We start from the raw sequence: 14,283 nt of genomic DNA on the forward strand, positions 1-14,283 counted from the left end.
GCGGCTTTGCTTAATTATCGTGATTTGTATGCCCAGGACGCAATTATGTGTTTCTATGTCGAAAACAATCAATGCATATTCAAATAAGCCACTGCAGTATCATTGGCTTTATGTACTACCACGCCAACGCAACGGCCGCTGCTATCTATTTCAAAAGAAATCCCTTTACCCGGATCGGTGTAAATCTGCACCTTGCCGCCATTGTTGGTATAGGTAGAGGTTGGCTTTAATGAATAATATTTTTGAATATCCTGTTTGGTTGAACCTACACCTACGCCCTCACCGGTTCTAAACCGCGGCGATGTTACGAGGATCTTTTGTATATGACTTATTGATTCATCCTTACTGCCCATGTTGCGGTGCGAAAAAATCGCGGTACGGTAACGGGTAATATCATGTTTGGCAAACCAGACCATCAATGAACTGCCCATGGCCGCGTCGGAGCTATCAGGCTTGCCCAATCGCTTTATCACATTTTGCACATCATCATTTAAAATAATATGCCCGATGCTTTTGCCGGGAGTTATCAGCCAGTCGGACTGAACGGTGTTGGCCGTATTAGCATCCGATGCCATGATATGGTGGGTAGTTGTATCGTTTTTATCGAAAGGATATTGGCCTGTGGTATCCCTGGGTACGTGATTGGTATCGGCCAAAGTTGTTTCTTTTTTTGAATTGTTGCCGCAGGCCAAAAGGCAGATGGCTATCGAAATGATTATTAAGCTATTTCTGATCGTCATATTACCATAACCAATTTAATAGTTATTTTGTTGGCTCGATTATTCGTGCAATAACCAAACAACAAAAATTTTGTTAACAGAATAATGACAAGCAAAGGCCAACAGGTTATACAGCAATGGTACATGGAAAAAAACTGGGAGCAGTTCCCTTTCCAGGCCGAAATGATGGAGGCGTACCTTGGCGGCTATTCAGGCTTGTTGAATGCTCCCACGGGCAGCGGTAAAACTTTTGCCCTGTTCCTGCCTTTTCTGGCAGGGTTTATCAACACACATCCCGATACCTATAAAACCAAACAAAATAATGGCTTGCTGATGCTTTGGATAACCCCATTGCGGGCGCTTACCAACGATATCCGTAAAGCCATGCAGGAAGCCTGCGATGAGATAGGTTTACCATGGCGCATAGCTACCCGCACAGGGGATACCCCTGCTGCCGAAAAGCAAGCCCTCAAAAAAAAGCTGCCCGAAGTACTGCTTACCACGCCGGAAAGCTTGCACCTCATGCTTGCCCAAAAGGAATATCCTAAGTTATTCAGTCAGCTGCAGGTAGTTGTGATCGATGAATGGCATGAGTTGTTAGGTACAAAAAGGGGAGTGCAGGTGGAGCTGGGTTTGTCCAGATTAAAGCACCTCACCCCAACCCTCTCCAAAGGAGAAGGAGCCGAAAAGTTAGATACTAAAGTAAAAGAAAAATATCCCGGCTATCATACAACCGATGCTTTGAGCTGGCAGGCAAATATTGATAATGCAAAGTTTATGCGTCATCAACCTACCGAAGCTGAAAATATTTTGTGGCAATTATTGAGAGGTAAAAGGACGGGATATAAATTCAGGCGGCAACATCTTGTGTTGAATTATATACCAGATTTTATCTGCCTTGAGAAGAAATTGATTGTTGAGGTTGATGGAGGATATCATACCAGCATAGAACAACAACATTTAGACGAAGAAAGGACAGCATATTTAAATTCACAGGGATATACCGTGCTGAGATATACTAATGATGAAGTGTTGCAAAATCCTGAAAAGGTAATTGATTCCATTAAGCAATATTTAGAAAAAAGCTCCCTCCCCCTCGGGGAGGGTTGGGGTGGGGTGAAAATCTGGGGTATCTCCGCAACTATTGGCAATCTTGAACAGGCTGCCGAAGTTTTATTAGGAAATGATTTTCCGCCGGAACAGGTTAAAATGGTACGCGCTAACCTGGAGAAAAAGCTGGATATCCGGTCTATTATTCCACAGAATATTGAGAATTACTCCTGGGCGGGGCATATCGGTTTAAAGCTGCTGCCCGAGGTGATGGAGATAGTTGCCAAAAGTAAAACCACACTGATATTTACTAATACGCGCTCTCAATCGGAGATCTGGTACCATGCCATTTTGGATAATTACCCCGAGTATGCGGGCATCATGGCTATGCACCATGGCTCATTGGATAACGAGCTGCGCAACTGGGTAGAAGCCGCTCTGCATGCCGAAGCCCTAAAACTGGTGGTGTGCACCTCAAGTTTGGACCTGGGGGTTGATTTTCGCCCTGTAGATACCGTTGTACAGGTTGGCAGTCCCAAAGGTGTTGCCCGTTTTATGCAGCGTGCCGGGCGAAGCGGGCACCATCCGGGAGCGACATCTCTGGCTTATTTTGTACCCACGCACTCGCTTGAGTTATTGGAGGGCGCGGCGCTGAAGGAAGCTATTAAGGATAAGATTTTTGAAAGCCGCGATCCGATGCTGCTCACCATGGATGTGCTGATTCAGTACATGGTGACACTGGCCGTGTCTGATGGTTTTTACGCCGACGAACTTTTTAAGGAGGTTAAAACCACTTATGCCTTTGCTGATCTGAGCAGGAACGAATTTGGACAATTACTTGATTTTATTACCAGCGGCGGTAAAACACTTGCCCAGTATGATGAATTTTTAAAAGTTGAGGTTGAAAACGGATTGTATAAAGTAAATAGCCGCAGAGTAGCCATGCGCCACCGGCTGAGTATCGGTACCATTACCAGTGAATTAAGCATCCGCGTAAAATGGCTCAGCGGCGGTAGTCTGGGTACTATTGAAGAGTCCTTTGTATCGAAGTTAAAACCCGGGAATACCTTTTGGTTTGCAGGCCGGAGTTTGGAGTTTGTACGGGTGAAAGAAATGACAGCCTACGTTAAAAAATCCAACTCAACCAAAGGCATCATCCCGAGTTGGAACGGGGGACGCATGCCGTTATCATCACAACTGGCGGCTGTATTCAGGCTGAAGCTGGATGAGGTGGCGCATGGCATCGAAAAAGATGTAGAAGTTAAAGCTTTAAAACCGCTTTTTGATTTGCAGCAGCAATTATCGCACTTACCGCAAAGTCACGAGTTTTTGATCGAGTCATTTAAATCAAAAGAAGGGCACCACTTGTTGTTTTATCCTTTTGAAGGGCGATTGGTGCACGAAGGCATGGCATCGCTGCTGGCTTATCGCATCAGTAAAATAAGGCCTGCAAGTTTTTCTATCGCTATGAATGATTACGGCTTTGAATTGCTTACCGACGACGATATCCCTATTGAAGAAGCACTGGAGGATACCGGCTTTTTTTCGATAGATAACCTGATAGATGATATCCAGCACAGTTTAAACGCCAATGAAATGGCCCGCCGCCGTTTCAGGGATATAGCACATATCGGTGGCTTGGTTTTCACGGGTTATCCCGGTCAGCAGGTTAAGAACAAGCATTTGCAGGCATCAACTTCATTATTGTTTGAAGTTTTCAGCGAGTATGAGCCGGATAACTTACTGGTACGCCAGGCCTATAACGAGGCTTTGGCCTTTCAATTAGAAGAGTTCAGGCTAAGGGCTGCTTTGCAACGGATCCAAACACAAAATATCATTTTGAAAGTGATTGAGCGACCAACACCTTTTGCCTTTCCGATCATGGTTGACAGCCTCGGCCGGGAAAGACTAACTACCGAGACCATGGAAGAGCGCATAGCCAAAATGGCCCGCAGCTACGGAGCAGAAGGTGTTCCTGAACCTGCAGAGCGGAAAAGCAGAAAGCCGGGGATCACAAGGAAGAAGGGGTTTTAAATAAATGAAAAACAAAAGAGGCCAGCTGTATGCGAAGCAAACGGTGGCCCCCTTTTTTTCTATCTTTTTACCTTATCAAAATCTCCTGTTCTACGTTTATCTCCTTTAAAAAATATTCATCGTGCGATACAACGATGAGCGTTCCCCGGTAATCGTTAATAGCTGCTGTTAAAATTTCGATGTTTTGAATATCGAGGTTATTGGTGGGCTCATCCAGGATGATCATATCTGGTGCCTGGTTGCTGATGGTTAATGAACAGAGCATCAGCCGCATTTTTTCGCCGCCGCTCAGTGCGCTGCATGGTTTATCCCAATACTCCTTAGTAAACAAAAACCTGTTGAGGCGAATTTTGATGTCGTGTTCTTGCAATACGCCCGAATTATATTCTTCTGCCTGTTCATAAACACTGAGATTGTTATTGATGAGTGAATAATCCTGGTCGATATAAATGGCTTTAACCGCCGCGCGTTCTATTGTGCCGGATTGTGGTTTCAGTGAGCCCAACAACATCTTTATCAGCGTTGTTTTGCCCGAACCGTTTGCCCCTTTGATCACCAGCCTTTCGCCGCTGGCGATTTGAAAACTTAACGGCGACTTCCAGAGCTGCTGATCTCCGTATCCAAAGTTGAGGTCCTTAGCGGTAATCAGTACCTTCCCTTTATGTAGTGCCGAATTGTCAAAACCCATCTTCATTTTATCAATATCCGGCAACCGTGTACGCAGCCGGCTTAGTTCCTGTGCGATGGCATCAGTTTTTTCGGCATGGACACCCTTCATCTTCGAGGTGCTTTTTTCGGCGCTGTTTTTAAGCGTTTTCATCATGATAGTGGGCACACCGGCTTTTTCCTGTTTCTTTTTACCGCGGGCATCCAGCTTTTGCTGCCGTTCAATTGATTCCCTTTCTGTTTCCTTAGCCTTGCGGAGCGCTTTTTCCCTGTTTCTTACATCCTGGTTCAGGGCGTCGCTCTCCATCATTTTTTGTTCGGCATAAAAATCGTAGTTTCCGCCGTAAACGGTTATGCCCCGCTTGCTAAGTTCGCAAACCGTATTAAGTAAGTTGAGTAAGGTACGGTCGTGACTAACCACCACCAGCGTATTGTTGGTTGATTGGATATAATTATACAACAGCTCCCTGCTTGAATTATCCAAATGGTTGCTCGGCTCATCCAGCAAAACTATTTCGGGGCGATGAATGGCGATGCCTGCTAAAAATACTTTTGTTTTTTGCCCGCCGCTAAGCGTGTCCATTTTTTGCGAAAGATCAATATCCGTAAGCTGCCAATATATAAACGCTTCCTGGCAGCGTTCCTCAATAGCCCAGTCGTCATTGAGCAGGGTCATATTTTCGTCGGTAACATTGCCTTCAAGGATCTGCTTTAAGGCATTTAGTTTATCGGCTATTTGCAGGGCTTCGGCAACGCTAAACGCATTGTACTGTCCAAAAATCTGGGGCACATAATATGGCTTCGAAGTAGTTTTTACTACGCCGCTTGCGGGTTGTAAGTTTCCGGCTAATATTTTAAGCAGGGTTGATTTTCCGGTACCGTTGTTGCCTATCAGGGCTATTTTATCATTTTTATTGACTACGAGATCTATACCGGCAAATAAAAGATCACGGTTAGGGTGTATATAAGTGATATCGTGCAGAATAAGCATAATTTCTTTCTTTAAAGCGTGAATAATTGCAGGGGCGTTGTGGTAACGGCGCTGTTTATTTGTCCTGAAAGAAATTATTTATCACATAAAGGGAATGGTTGGTTACCGGGGCAAAAATAATAAAAATGGTGGAAATGTAATGAAAGCGATATTCTTCCTCTTTCTACCATAATACTTTTAAAATAAAAAAGCCTTCAAACTCCAGTTCAAAGGCTTAGCTCTATCCATCTTCCGGCAAAATTACTTGCTGATCTTCTGTACTTTAAAATCTTCAAACTTTACATCAAAGCTTTGTTTGCCGGGTGCTGCCGCAACCATGCCAATCATCGCTTTTACATTAGGCGGAAAATAAGCCAGGCGGAGCATATCATATTTTTCACCATCGAACGAATATTTGATTTCTACGAAATCGCCTTTGCGCAGCAGTTTCAGCCAAACCGATTTGGGGCTGTCATGCCTCGGCACTACCGACCAGTCCGAAACTTCGCGGGTAACTACAGCGCTTACGTTTTGCACCCCGTCAACATATTCAATTCCGGTTTTTATCCAGTTTTTGTTATCTATCCTTACCATTAACCCGGCCTGGTGAAACAGCTCTTTGTAGGCCCCGGTAATTTTTACGCTGGCTTCAAAATCACCTTCCTGTTCGGTAAAATAAAATGGACCGTTATCCCTGATAAAGCTATAATGTGTTATCCGCCAGTAATCGGTTGCGGGGTCAACGGCCATGTGCAGCGTACTGCCTTCTATTAATGATTTTTGAGGTTTACTGTACCATTGCATACTGTTTAAATTTTGTGCGAAACCAAATTTGCTGAGCAGGGCAAATAAGGTTAAAAAGGTTAGTTTTTTCATAGAGGTAAATTTATGATATATGATAATAAAGAATGAAGATAGTTTTAGGCTATAAATTTTTGTTTGGCCGGCCTTATCACACCACGCCTTGTAAGGCCAGAGAAGGGGTATTATTTATTAATTGTTAAAATATACTTAACTTAGTATTAAACAACATAAGCAAAATGTATGTCGAAGAACAAACTGCCGCTCTATGCTATAGTTGAATTATTGATGCGCCTTGCCGGTATCGATCCTCAAATCGGAAATTATAAAAATCATTCAGAACGCGGAGACAACGTTCTTGTAGAAACCACCAACGGTACTATTCAACTTTCAAGGTCCCTTGTTTTATCCCAGTTCCATAAGCCTGAAGACATTGAGAAACGCGATTTGGAATCCCTGGCTTCAAGGTTTAGAATGAAACTGAGCAGGGCGAACAGGTGAAAGAAAAATCAGCCCCAAATCAAAGTAAAAACCACATGGAGTATTTGTAATCTTTCGCAAAAAAACTGAATAGTTGTTTGACTGTGGGCTAATCGTCAATTTTTTAGAACAGCAGGTCTTATAGTTAAAAATTCAGGAGATTTGCTTCTTAAAAGATTTGCTTATGAACCTTGGATTAGATCAAAAGGTAGCTGTAGTGCTGGCTGCAAGTAAAGGATTAGGAAAAGCCTCGGCAATGGCTTTATCAGCAGAAGGCGCGAAAGTCATCATCGGTTCCCGGAACGCGGCAGAACTTAACGAGGCCGCAGAAGAAATCAGCTCAAAAACGGGCAATGAAGTGTCCTGCTTCCCGGTAGACGTTAGCAATAGCGGGCAATTGACTTCGTTTATAAATGGGGCGGGCAGCCTATACGGACGGATAGATATATTGGTTAATAACGCCGGCGGGCCACCTTTCGGAAAGTTTGAGAGCTTTGACGACATTCAATGGCAACAGGCTTATGAACAAAACTTGCTGAGTTTTGTTCGTACATCCCGGTTGGTATTACCGTTCATGAAAACGGCAGGCAATAGCCGTATTATCAATATCGTTAGCGGTTCGGTCAAGTCTGTATTGACCAACTCGGTGCTGTCTACCGCGATGCGTATGGGCGTAGTTGGTACGGCAAAAATGCTTGCCGACGAATTAGGCGTTTATGGAATTACTGTCAATAACATTGCGCCGGGCCTTATTTTGACAGATCGGATCAGGCACACATTGCCCCAGGACGTGGACCCCGAAGAGGCAATTAAGGAAAAAGCTAAAAGCATTCCACTCAAGCGCATTGGTAAGCCGGAAGAGTTTGCAGCCCTGGTAGCATTCCTTTCATCTGCCCAGGCGGCATACATCAGCGGGACAACCATACAGGTAGACGGAGGTGCCAGCCGCGCTATTTTTTAATAAAGTTCGAACTTATTGCCTGTATTTGTAATATCGAACCCCTGATCTATTTATATGCAATTGCCGCGCTTGATGGCCCGGTTAATGGAATAATTGAAGTTGATTTAAACCCGGCAATATTTGCCCATCTGTTAAAGTCGGCAAATGTGTAATCAAACCCGGTGCCTGTTTCAATAAGCATATTCAAACTCATCATCATTCCAAAAACATTTTGTTTTCGCTCGCTATCTATTATGTTTTCGATAGCTACAAATGCTCCGTTGGCGGGGAGCGCGTCATAAGCTTTTTTCATTAATGATATTTTATTTTCCTCGTCCCAATCATGCAGGATATTTCCCATTACAACCACATCAGCATTGGGTATCGGCATAGTGAAGAAGTCGCCGCTTGCTGCTTTTACCTGTTCGGATAGCCCGAATTGCTGTATAGTTGCGATTGCAACTGGTTCAACCGGCGGGAGGTCAAAACTGGTGCAACGCATATGGGCATTATGCCTGGCAACCATCAATGAAAGTAGCCCGGCCGAACCGCCTACATCAATCAGTGTTTTATATTGGGTAAAATCAAATTTTTGAGCAAAGGCCATAAAATTCCCCATTTGAATGCCACTCATTGCATTAATAAACCCTTTCAATTTTTCAGGATCTGAATATATTAGGCCAAAAAAATCCTCGCTTTTTTTTATTTCGTTTTGCGGAAGCCCGGTAAGCAGCCCTTCACCCAGGCTACCCCAAAATGTATATAAGCGATTGTTCATCATTTCGAGGATGCCTCCAATATATGATGGCTTATTTTTATCTAAAAATGTATCTGTGTCCGGCGTATTTGAATAAATAGCGGTATCCAAAATGCCTTCACGCTTTAAAAAACCAAACACGGTTAAAGCATCTAAAAAATCATAAACATTCCTGTCGGTACATTTAAGCCCTAAAATGTTTTTGATATCGTTGGCTTTCATGGTTTTCTTTTCGGCAAGCCGGGTGAACAATTGAAAACTGACGGCGGTTAAAAGGATTTTTGAGGCCCAAAATCCTGTGCCAATTTTCATAATGTTTTCGGGTGATGGCTGGTTAGGTTGCTGTTCCATTTTTGTTATTATTAAATATCGGTTTAAAACTGGTAATGCCTTTCGGCGAATTCTACCCGGGCGGGAGAAATTAATTATCTAAAATACAGGTATTTAATTTAAAAAGAAAAGGGGGATTGATAATTGTGAAGAATGTATTTGTTCGTTAACCGTTTAAAAGGCTTCTTTCTTATGGCAGCTTCAGCGTCTTAATTGTTCTATTTTTTTATTCAAAGCTTGTTTTACTGTTTTAGCCCTGGTTATTTGAGCCGCCAGGCTGTATTGTTCAACCGCTTTATCAACATCTACCGTTTCATACAAATAGCCTAATAGCTTGTGATAGTGATCGCTATCAATCAGTTTTAGTTTCTCTGTCTCCCGTATAGCTTTTTCATGTCCGTAAACCCTGGCAATGGCAAATGCCCTGTTCAATGCGGTTACAGGTGAGTATTCTATTAAAATAAGCTGATTATAAAGTTGCAAAATATGCTGCCACTTATCGCGATCTGCAGGTTTGGTATGCCAATAGGCGATACCCGCTTCGAGATGATATTTTGAGGCTTGATCACCCTGACAGGATTGTACAAAATAGTAATTACCTTTTTCAATGAGATCTTTATTCCATAGATTTTGATCCTGTTCGTCATAAAGAATAATTTCGCCACTATTGTTGGTACGTGCTTCAAGCCGCGAGCTTTGGTAACACATCAGGGCCAGGAGCGCTTTGGTTTGTGTTGTATCGGTTAACGGGTTTGCTGTCAGGATAAGTGTCAGTCTTATGGCTTCCGCACAGAGTTCATTCCTGATCAGTTGATCATTTGTTTTTGAAAAATAACCTTCATTAAATAACAGGTATAATGTTTTAAGTACGTTATTTAAGCGAAACTTAATATTGGATTCGGTTAATACCCCGATCTGGAAATGGCTGTTGCGAAGGCTGGTTTTGGCCCGGTGCAAGCGTTTTTTTATAGTCTCTGTCCTGGTCAAAAAAGCATTGGCGATTTCTTCTATAGTAAAACCGCAAAGGATCCGTAGCGCCAGGCAGATCTGGCTCCCGGCAGAATTACCCGGGTCACAAACTGCAAAGATCATAGCCAACTGGCTGTCTCCAATAGGCTCACTCCCGAATTCAACATCTGGTTCCGGTTCTGCCGTGTTCTGTTTAATGTTGGCTGCAATTTTCGTATCAAAAAGCGTAGCACGTTTAAAATGATCTTTCGTCTTGTTTTGAGCAACAGTATAAAGCCAGGCCACGGGGTTTTCAGGGACACCGGCGATGGTCCAGCTTTCAGATGCTTTAAGGAACGTTTCACCGATGATATCTTCTGCAATTTCAATATGCTTCAATCCAAAATAGCGGCACAACACAGCAATCATCTTAAGGTATTCCTGCCTGTAAAGCTCAGTCAATAAAGTATTATTGTTCAATTGCGTAGCCTCCAATATCGCTAACGTTTTAAAACTTCCCTGATTTCAACGTTTCCTCCAAGCTTGAAGATTGGACTATCTTTAACCAATTCAACCGCTTCATCAATTGTTTCTGCCCTTATAATAACATAGCCTACTATAAACTCCTTAATTTCGGTATATGGCCCATCGGTCACTACGCCACCAGTCCGTATAGTTGCCGCGCTTCCCGAAAACGGTAATAGAGAATTGCCATGGTCTACCAACTTATTTTGAGCGGCAATACCGGCCAGCCAGTTCAGGCGTTCTTGTATCTGTTCCGGTGTCGGCTTAAAATCCTCAACGTCTTTCATCCTGAAAATCAGCATAAACTCTTTCATATCTGTAACTAAAGGTTTTGTATAATGCCTTCGTAATCTACTCTGAAATTTGGCTCGGCAGTACCCTCAACTCTGTAGGTGCAAACGTCGGTAATTCCGGCATAGGCACTAAATACTGCTTTTATATATGATTCGATAAACTCATACTCCCTGGGCCAATATGCCAGTCTTCCGCCGGATGCTATAGCCAAATATACCTTTTTGCTGGTTAGGCAGCCTGTTTTTGTGCCATCCGCATTAAACTTATAGCTGACACCAACACGTACCAACTGGTCGAGCCAGGCTTTTAAAAGAGAAGATATTCCCAGGTTATGCATAGGCGTACTTATGACAATGATTTCAGCCTCGTTCATCTCGTTGAAAATAGCATTGGCATAGCTAAGGAATCTTTCCCCTCTCTCGTCAATCATCTCCGGAAATTTATAGAACTCCCAGATCAATGCCTCATCCAAAAACGGCGGAGGTGCTTTGGCCAAATCCCTTTCTACTACCTTGTCGATTTCACCTTTATCGATGAGCTTATTAATGATTGCTGTGCTGAGACACCGGCTGTACGACAACGCGCCGCGCGCGCTTGAAATAATATGTAATGCACTTTTCATAGTTTATTGTTTGTGCTATTGACGATCAGCTTTGGTAAAGGGGGACATGGCATGATATTTTCTTGCGAAGAGAATGAGTTGTGCTTCCGGCAAAAGGTGATAAAGCATTGCTGCAAACTGCTATGAGGCTATTCGTCGACACAATCACCTCATTCATCGTCACATTGACACAAAAAATAGGCGGATTTGTTCCCTCAATAAACAAACTTTTTAAATCATGAAAAAGCTATTTTTATTTACTGCAGCCCTAAGCCTTATGCTCTTTTCCTGTAAAAAGGATAGTACCAATAACGGGAGTACCGCCCACGTGACCGTGAAGATGACCGATGCCCCCGGCGCTTTTGATGCCGTAATCCTGAATATCAAAAGTGTGATCATTGTAACCGACAAGGGTGAACAAACACTCAATGTGGATGGAGGTGCGGTTGATATCCTGCGTTTCCGTTCGGGCCGTGATACTGTGCTGGCCGATCAGGACATCCCCGCAGGAGCTATTCAGCAGGTGCGCCTGGTGTTGAACGATAGCGGTAACCGTGTGATTGTAGCCGGAGTATCATATGACCTGACTACGCCAAGCGGCCAGACCTCCGGCGTGAAGCTGAACGTTCATGATAAGCTTACCGCCGGTATCGCTTACACTATGCGTTTGGACTTCGACGCCGCACAATCCGTTGTACTTACCGGTAACGGCAAGTATATCCTCAAACCGGTGATCCGTGCAATTGCCACTGCCGCTTCGGGTGCACTGACCGGTGTTGTTAGCCCGGCCGCATCCTCACCGAAGGTATATGCTATTACGGGTGCCGACACCATTGGCTCAACTACAGATGCCACCGGTAAATATTATTTTCCTGGCCTCGCAGCAGGCAGTTACCAGGTGAAATTTGTGCCGGTTAGCCCCTATGCCATCAAAACAGTAACTAACATTTCGGTAACAAACGGCACCGTCACTGATATGGGAACGGTGAATATTACCCAGTAACCCTGGTTTACTATAAAAAGGAAACAGCGGAGATTCAGCGGATGGTTAGATGATCTCCGCACCGTTAACCTATATCTTGTAAAAAGCCTTTGATCTTCAGATTAAAGGCTTTTTAGTTGAAATTGGCCTCAGTGAGGATATTTCTAAGCTCATAGCTTGTAGTGTTTTAGTATTCTTTGTCCATCGGTTTTTTTTGGATTCAGCTAACTGCAAATCTTCAACATCTGTATAGGCAAACGCCGTCCGATAGTGTCTCTTCATACTTCCTGCCATAATTCTATGTCTTTCGCTTATCTTTGCGCGCAATTCAATATTAGCATACAGTGATCAATGTCAACAACATTTCCGTTTCATTTGGCGGAACCACCTTATTTAGCAACGTAACCTTCTCCATCAATGAGAACGATAAGATAGCCCTGATGGGTAAGAATGGCGCAGGCAAGTCGACCATCCTCAAGATCATCGCCGGCGCTGCCAAACCAACTACCGGCACTGTAACCGGCCCTAAAGACGCGGTAATAGCGTATTTGCCACAGCATTTGCTTACTCAGGATAACGTTACCGTTTTTGAGGAAACGATGAAAGCTTTTGACGAGGCCAATCAGATGCAGAAAGAGTTGGACGAAGTGAATGAGCAGCTTAACATTCGTACCGATTACGATAGTGACGACTACATGAAGCTGATTGAACGGGTATCGGAGCTGAGCGAAAAAGTTTATTCGCAGGAGGAGGTGAATTATGATGCAGAGGTTGAAAAGGTATTGAAGGGCTTGGGTTTTGAGCGCAAGGATTTCACCCGCCAAACTTCCGAGTTTTCGGGCGGATGGCGCATGCGGATCGAACTGGCCAAAATTCTATTAAAGAAACCAGACCTGATCTTGCTGGATGAGCCTACCAACCACATGGATATTGAGAGTATACAATGGCTGGAAGATTTCCTGGTAAACTCGGCAAAGGCAGTGATGGTTATCTCCCACGACCGTACCTTTGTTGATAACATCACCAACCGTACCATTGAGGTTACAATGGGCAGAATCTACGATTATAAAGCCAAATACACCCATTATCTTCAGCTGCGGGCTGACCGCCGGGTACATCAATTGAAAGCCTACGAAGAACAACAGCGTTTTATTGCCGATAACCAGGAATTTATAGATCGGTTCAGAGGTACATATTCTAAAACTTTACAGGTACAATCCCGCGTGAAAATGCTCGAAAAGCTTGAGGTTATTGAGATAGATGAAGTAGATACTTCGGCATTGCGATTGAAATTTCCACCATCGCCGCGTTCTGGCCAGTACCCGGTAATGGTTGAAGACCTGACAAAAACCTATGGTGACCATGTGGTGTTCCAAAAGGCAGCTATGGTGATTGAGCGGGGCGAAAAAGTGGCTTTTGTTGGTAAAAACGGTGAAGGCAAATCGACCATGATCAAAGCCATTATGGGCGAGATAGATTTTGAAGGAAGTTTAAAAGTAGGTCACAATGCCAAGATCGGGTACTTTGCCCAAAACCAGGCAGCTTTGTTAGATGAGAATTTAACAGTATTTGAAACCATTGATCAGATTCCTTTGAGCGATGGCACGGTAAAAATTAAAGATCTTTTGGGTGCATTTATGTTCAGCGGTGATGATACCACCAAAAAGGTAAAGGTACTTTCGGGCGGAGAAAAGACCCGTTTGGCTATGATCAAACTGTTGCTGGAGCCAGTAAACGTACTGATCCTGGATGAGCCAACCAACCATTTGGACATGAAGACCAAGGATATCATCAAAGATGCTCTAAGAGATTTCGACGGAACGCTTATCCTCGTATCTCACGACAGGGATTTCCTGGACGGACTGGTACAAAAAGTATTTGAGTTTGGCAATAAACGCGTGCGCGAACATTTTGAGGACATTAAAGGGTTTTTAGCGTATAAGAAGATGGATAGTTTGAAGCAGATTGAGCAGGGGTAAAATTTTTATTGCTTTGATGAATAAATAAAAGCCTGCAAATCAACATTTGCAGGCTTTTGTTTATTTTAATAGCCGTTAAAATATCAGAGCCCAATACCTTTTCAGAGGATACAAGCAATGTGATTAAAAGTTAATTCAAAAACGGACATTATTTTGTTCGCTTTCGATACAGTTTATACTTGAAATATCAGATAACATTTTGCTGGT

At 43.5% G+C, this 14,283-nt stretch carries 12 protein-coding genes; 5 read left to right on the forward strand and 7 right to left on the reverse strand.

Annotated elements, in window-relative coordinates; all coding sequences use genetic code 11:
- Positions 1–68: 68 nt before the first annotated feature.
- Entirely contained in the window at positions 69–740 is a 672-nt protein-coding gene (locus tag FHW88_RS27735) for a hypothetical protein (protein WP_176628807.1), read from the reverse strand.
- Between the two features lie 84 nt (positions 741–824).
- Between FHW88_RS27735 and FHW88_RS27750 the strand changes: the two genes are divergently transcribed.
- Positions 825–3,803 (forward strand): ligase-associated DNA damage response DEXH box helicase, encoded by a 2,979-nt coding sequence (locus FHW88_RS27750; protein ID WP_255485469.1) that lies wholly within the window; start codon positions 825–827, stop codon positions 3,801–3,803.
- 67 nt (positions 3,804–3,870) lie between these two features.
- Here the strand turns inward: FHW88_RS27750 and abc-f are convergent, their stop codons facing one another.
- Positions 3,871–5,460, reverse strand: coding sequence for a ribosomal protection-like ABC-F family protein (abc-f, locus tag FHW88_RS27755; RefSeq protein WP_176628808.1), 1,590 nt, complete (start codon positions 5,458–5,460; stop codon positions 3,871–3,873).
- 240 nt (positions 5,461–5,700) lie between these two features.
- Entirely contained in the window at positions 5,701–6,315 is a 615-nt protein-coding gene (locus FHW88_RS27760; protein WP_176628809.1) for a DUF1349 domain-containing protein, read from the reverse strand.
- Between the two features lie 168 nt (positions 6,316–6,483).
- Here FHW88_RS27760 and FHW88_RS27765 point away from each other — a divergent pair, with 168 nt between their 5' ends.
- Both FHW88_RS27765 and FHW88_RS27770 read left to right on the forward strand, forming a co-directional pair.
- Positions 6,484–6,741, forward strand: a complete 258-nt coding sequence (locus FHW88_RS27765; RefSeq protein WP_176628810.1) for a hypothetical protein — start codon at positions 6,484–6,486, stop codon at positions 6,739–6,741.
- A gap of 163 nt (positions 6,742–6,904) precedes the next feature.
- Positions 6,905–7,681, forward strand: a complete 777-nt coding sequence (locus tag FHW88_RS27770; protein WP_176628811.1) for an SDR family oxidoreductase — start codon at positions 6,905–6,907, stop codon at positions 7,679–7,681.
- 46 nt (positions 7,682–7,727) lie between these two features.
- Here the strand turns inward: FHW88_RS27770 and FHW88_RS27775 are convergent, their stop codons facing one another.
- The 4 genes from FHW88_RS27775 to FHW88_RS27790 form a co-directional block, all read right to left on the reverse strand.
- Positions 7,728–8,768 (reverse strand): methyltransferase, encoded by a 1,041-nt coding sequence (locus FHW88_RS27775; RefSeq protein WP_176628812.1) that lies wholly within the window; start codon positions 8,766–8,768, stop codon positions 7,728–7,730.
- Between the two features lie 180 nt (positions 8,769–8,948).
- Positions 8,949–10,190 (reverse strand): RNA polymerase sigma factor, encoded by a 1,242-nt coding sequence (locus FHW88_RS27780; protein WP_255485470.1) that lies wholly within the window; start codon positions 10,188–10,190, stop codon positions 8,949–8,951.
- Positions 10,191–10,195: 5 nt separating this feature from the next.
- Positions 10,196–10,534 (reverse strand): YciI family protein, encoded by a 339-nt coding sequence (locus FHW88_RS27785; RefSeq protein WP_176628813.1) that lies wholly within the window; start codon positions 10,532–10,534, stop codon positions 10,196–10,198.
- An 8-nt stretch (positions 10,535–10,542) separates the two neighbouring features.
- Positions 10,543–11,136, reverse strand: a complete 594-nt coding sequence (locus tag FHW88_RS27790) for an FMN-dependent NADH-azoreductase (RefSeq protein ID WP_176628814.1) — start codon at positions 11,134–11,136, stop codon at positions 10,543–10,545.
- Positions 11,137–11,353: 217 nt separating this feature from the next.
- Here FHW88_RS27790 and FHW88_RS27795 point away from each other — a divergent pair, with 217 nt between their 5' ends.
- Together FHW88_RS27795 and FHW88_RS27800 are read left to right on the forward strand one after the other, a co-directional pair.
- Positions 11,354–12,118 carry a DUF4382 domain-containing protein gene (locus FHW88_RS27795; protein ID WP_176628815.1) on the forward strand — a complete coding sequence of 255 codons (765 nt, stop codon included), beginning with the start codon at positions 11,354–11,356 and terminating at the stop codon, positions 12,116–12,118.
- A 323-nt stretch (positions 12,119–12,441) separates the two neighbouring features.
- Complete coding sequence (locus tag FHW88_RS27800) at positions 12,442–14,076, forward strand: ABC-F family ATP-binding cassette domain-containing protein (protein ID WP_176628816.1); 1,635 nt, start codon at positions 12,442–12,444, stop codon at positions 14,074–14,076.
- Positions 14,077–14,283 lie beyond the last annotated feature (207 nt).

Origin of the sequence: Mucilaginibacter sp. SG538B (genome assembly GCF_013376065.1) — a bacterium.
Classification (GTDB): domain Bacteria; phylum Bacteroidota; class Bacteroidia; order Sphingobacteriales; family Sphingobacteriaceae; genus Mucilaginibacter; species Mucilaginibacter rubeus.

Bases quoted from the DNA above. Each gene is read 5' to 3' on its own strand.
- FHW88_RS27735 (WP_176628807.1), bottom strand. From the start codon at position 740: ATGACGATCAGAAATAGCTTAATAATCATTTCGATAGCCATCTGCCTT.
- FHW88_RS27750 (WP_255485469.1), top strand. From the start codon at position 825: ATGACAAGCAAAGGCCAACAGGTTATACAGCAATGGTACATGGAAAAA.
- abc-f (WP_176628808.1), bottom strand. From the start codon at position 5,460: ATGCTTATTCTGCACGATATCACTTATATACACCCTAACCGTGATCTT.
- FHW88_RS27760 (WP_176628809.1), bottom strand. From the start codon at position 6,315: ATGAAAAAACTAACCTTTTTAACCTTATTTGCCCTGCTCAGCAAATTT.
- FHW88_RS27765 (WP_176628810.1), top strand. From the start codon at position 6,484: ATGTCGAAGAACAAACTGCCGCTCTATGCTATAGTTGAATTATTGATG.
- FHW88_RS27770 (WP_176628811.1), top strand. From the start codon at position 6,905: ATGAACCTTGGATTAGATCAAAAGGTAGCTGTAGTGCTGGCTGCAAGT.
- FHW88_RS27775 (WP_176628812.1), bottom strand. From the start codon at position 8,768: ATGGAACAGCAACCTAACCAGCCATCACCCGAAAACATTATGAAAATT.
- FHW88_RS27785 (WP_176628813.1), bottom strand. From the start codon at position 10,534: ATGAAAGAGTTTATGCTGATTTTCAGGATGAAAGACGTTGAGGATTTT.
- FHW88_RS27790 (WP_176628814.1), bottom strand. From the start codon at position 11,136: ATGAAAAGTGCATTACATATTATTTCAAGCGCGCGCGGCGCGTTGTCG.
- FHW88_RS27795 (WP_176628815.1), top strand. From the start codon at position 11,354: ATGAAAAAGCTATTTTTATTTACTGCAGCCCTAAGCCTTATGCTCTTT.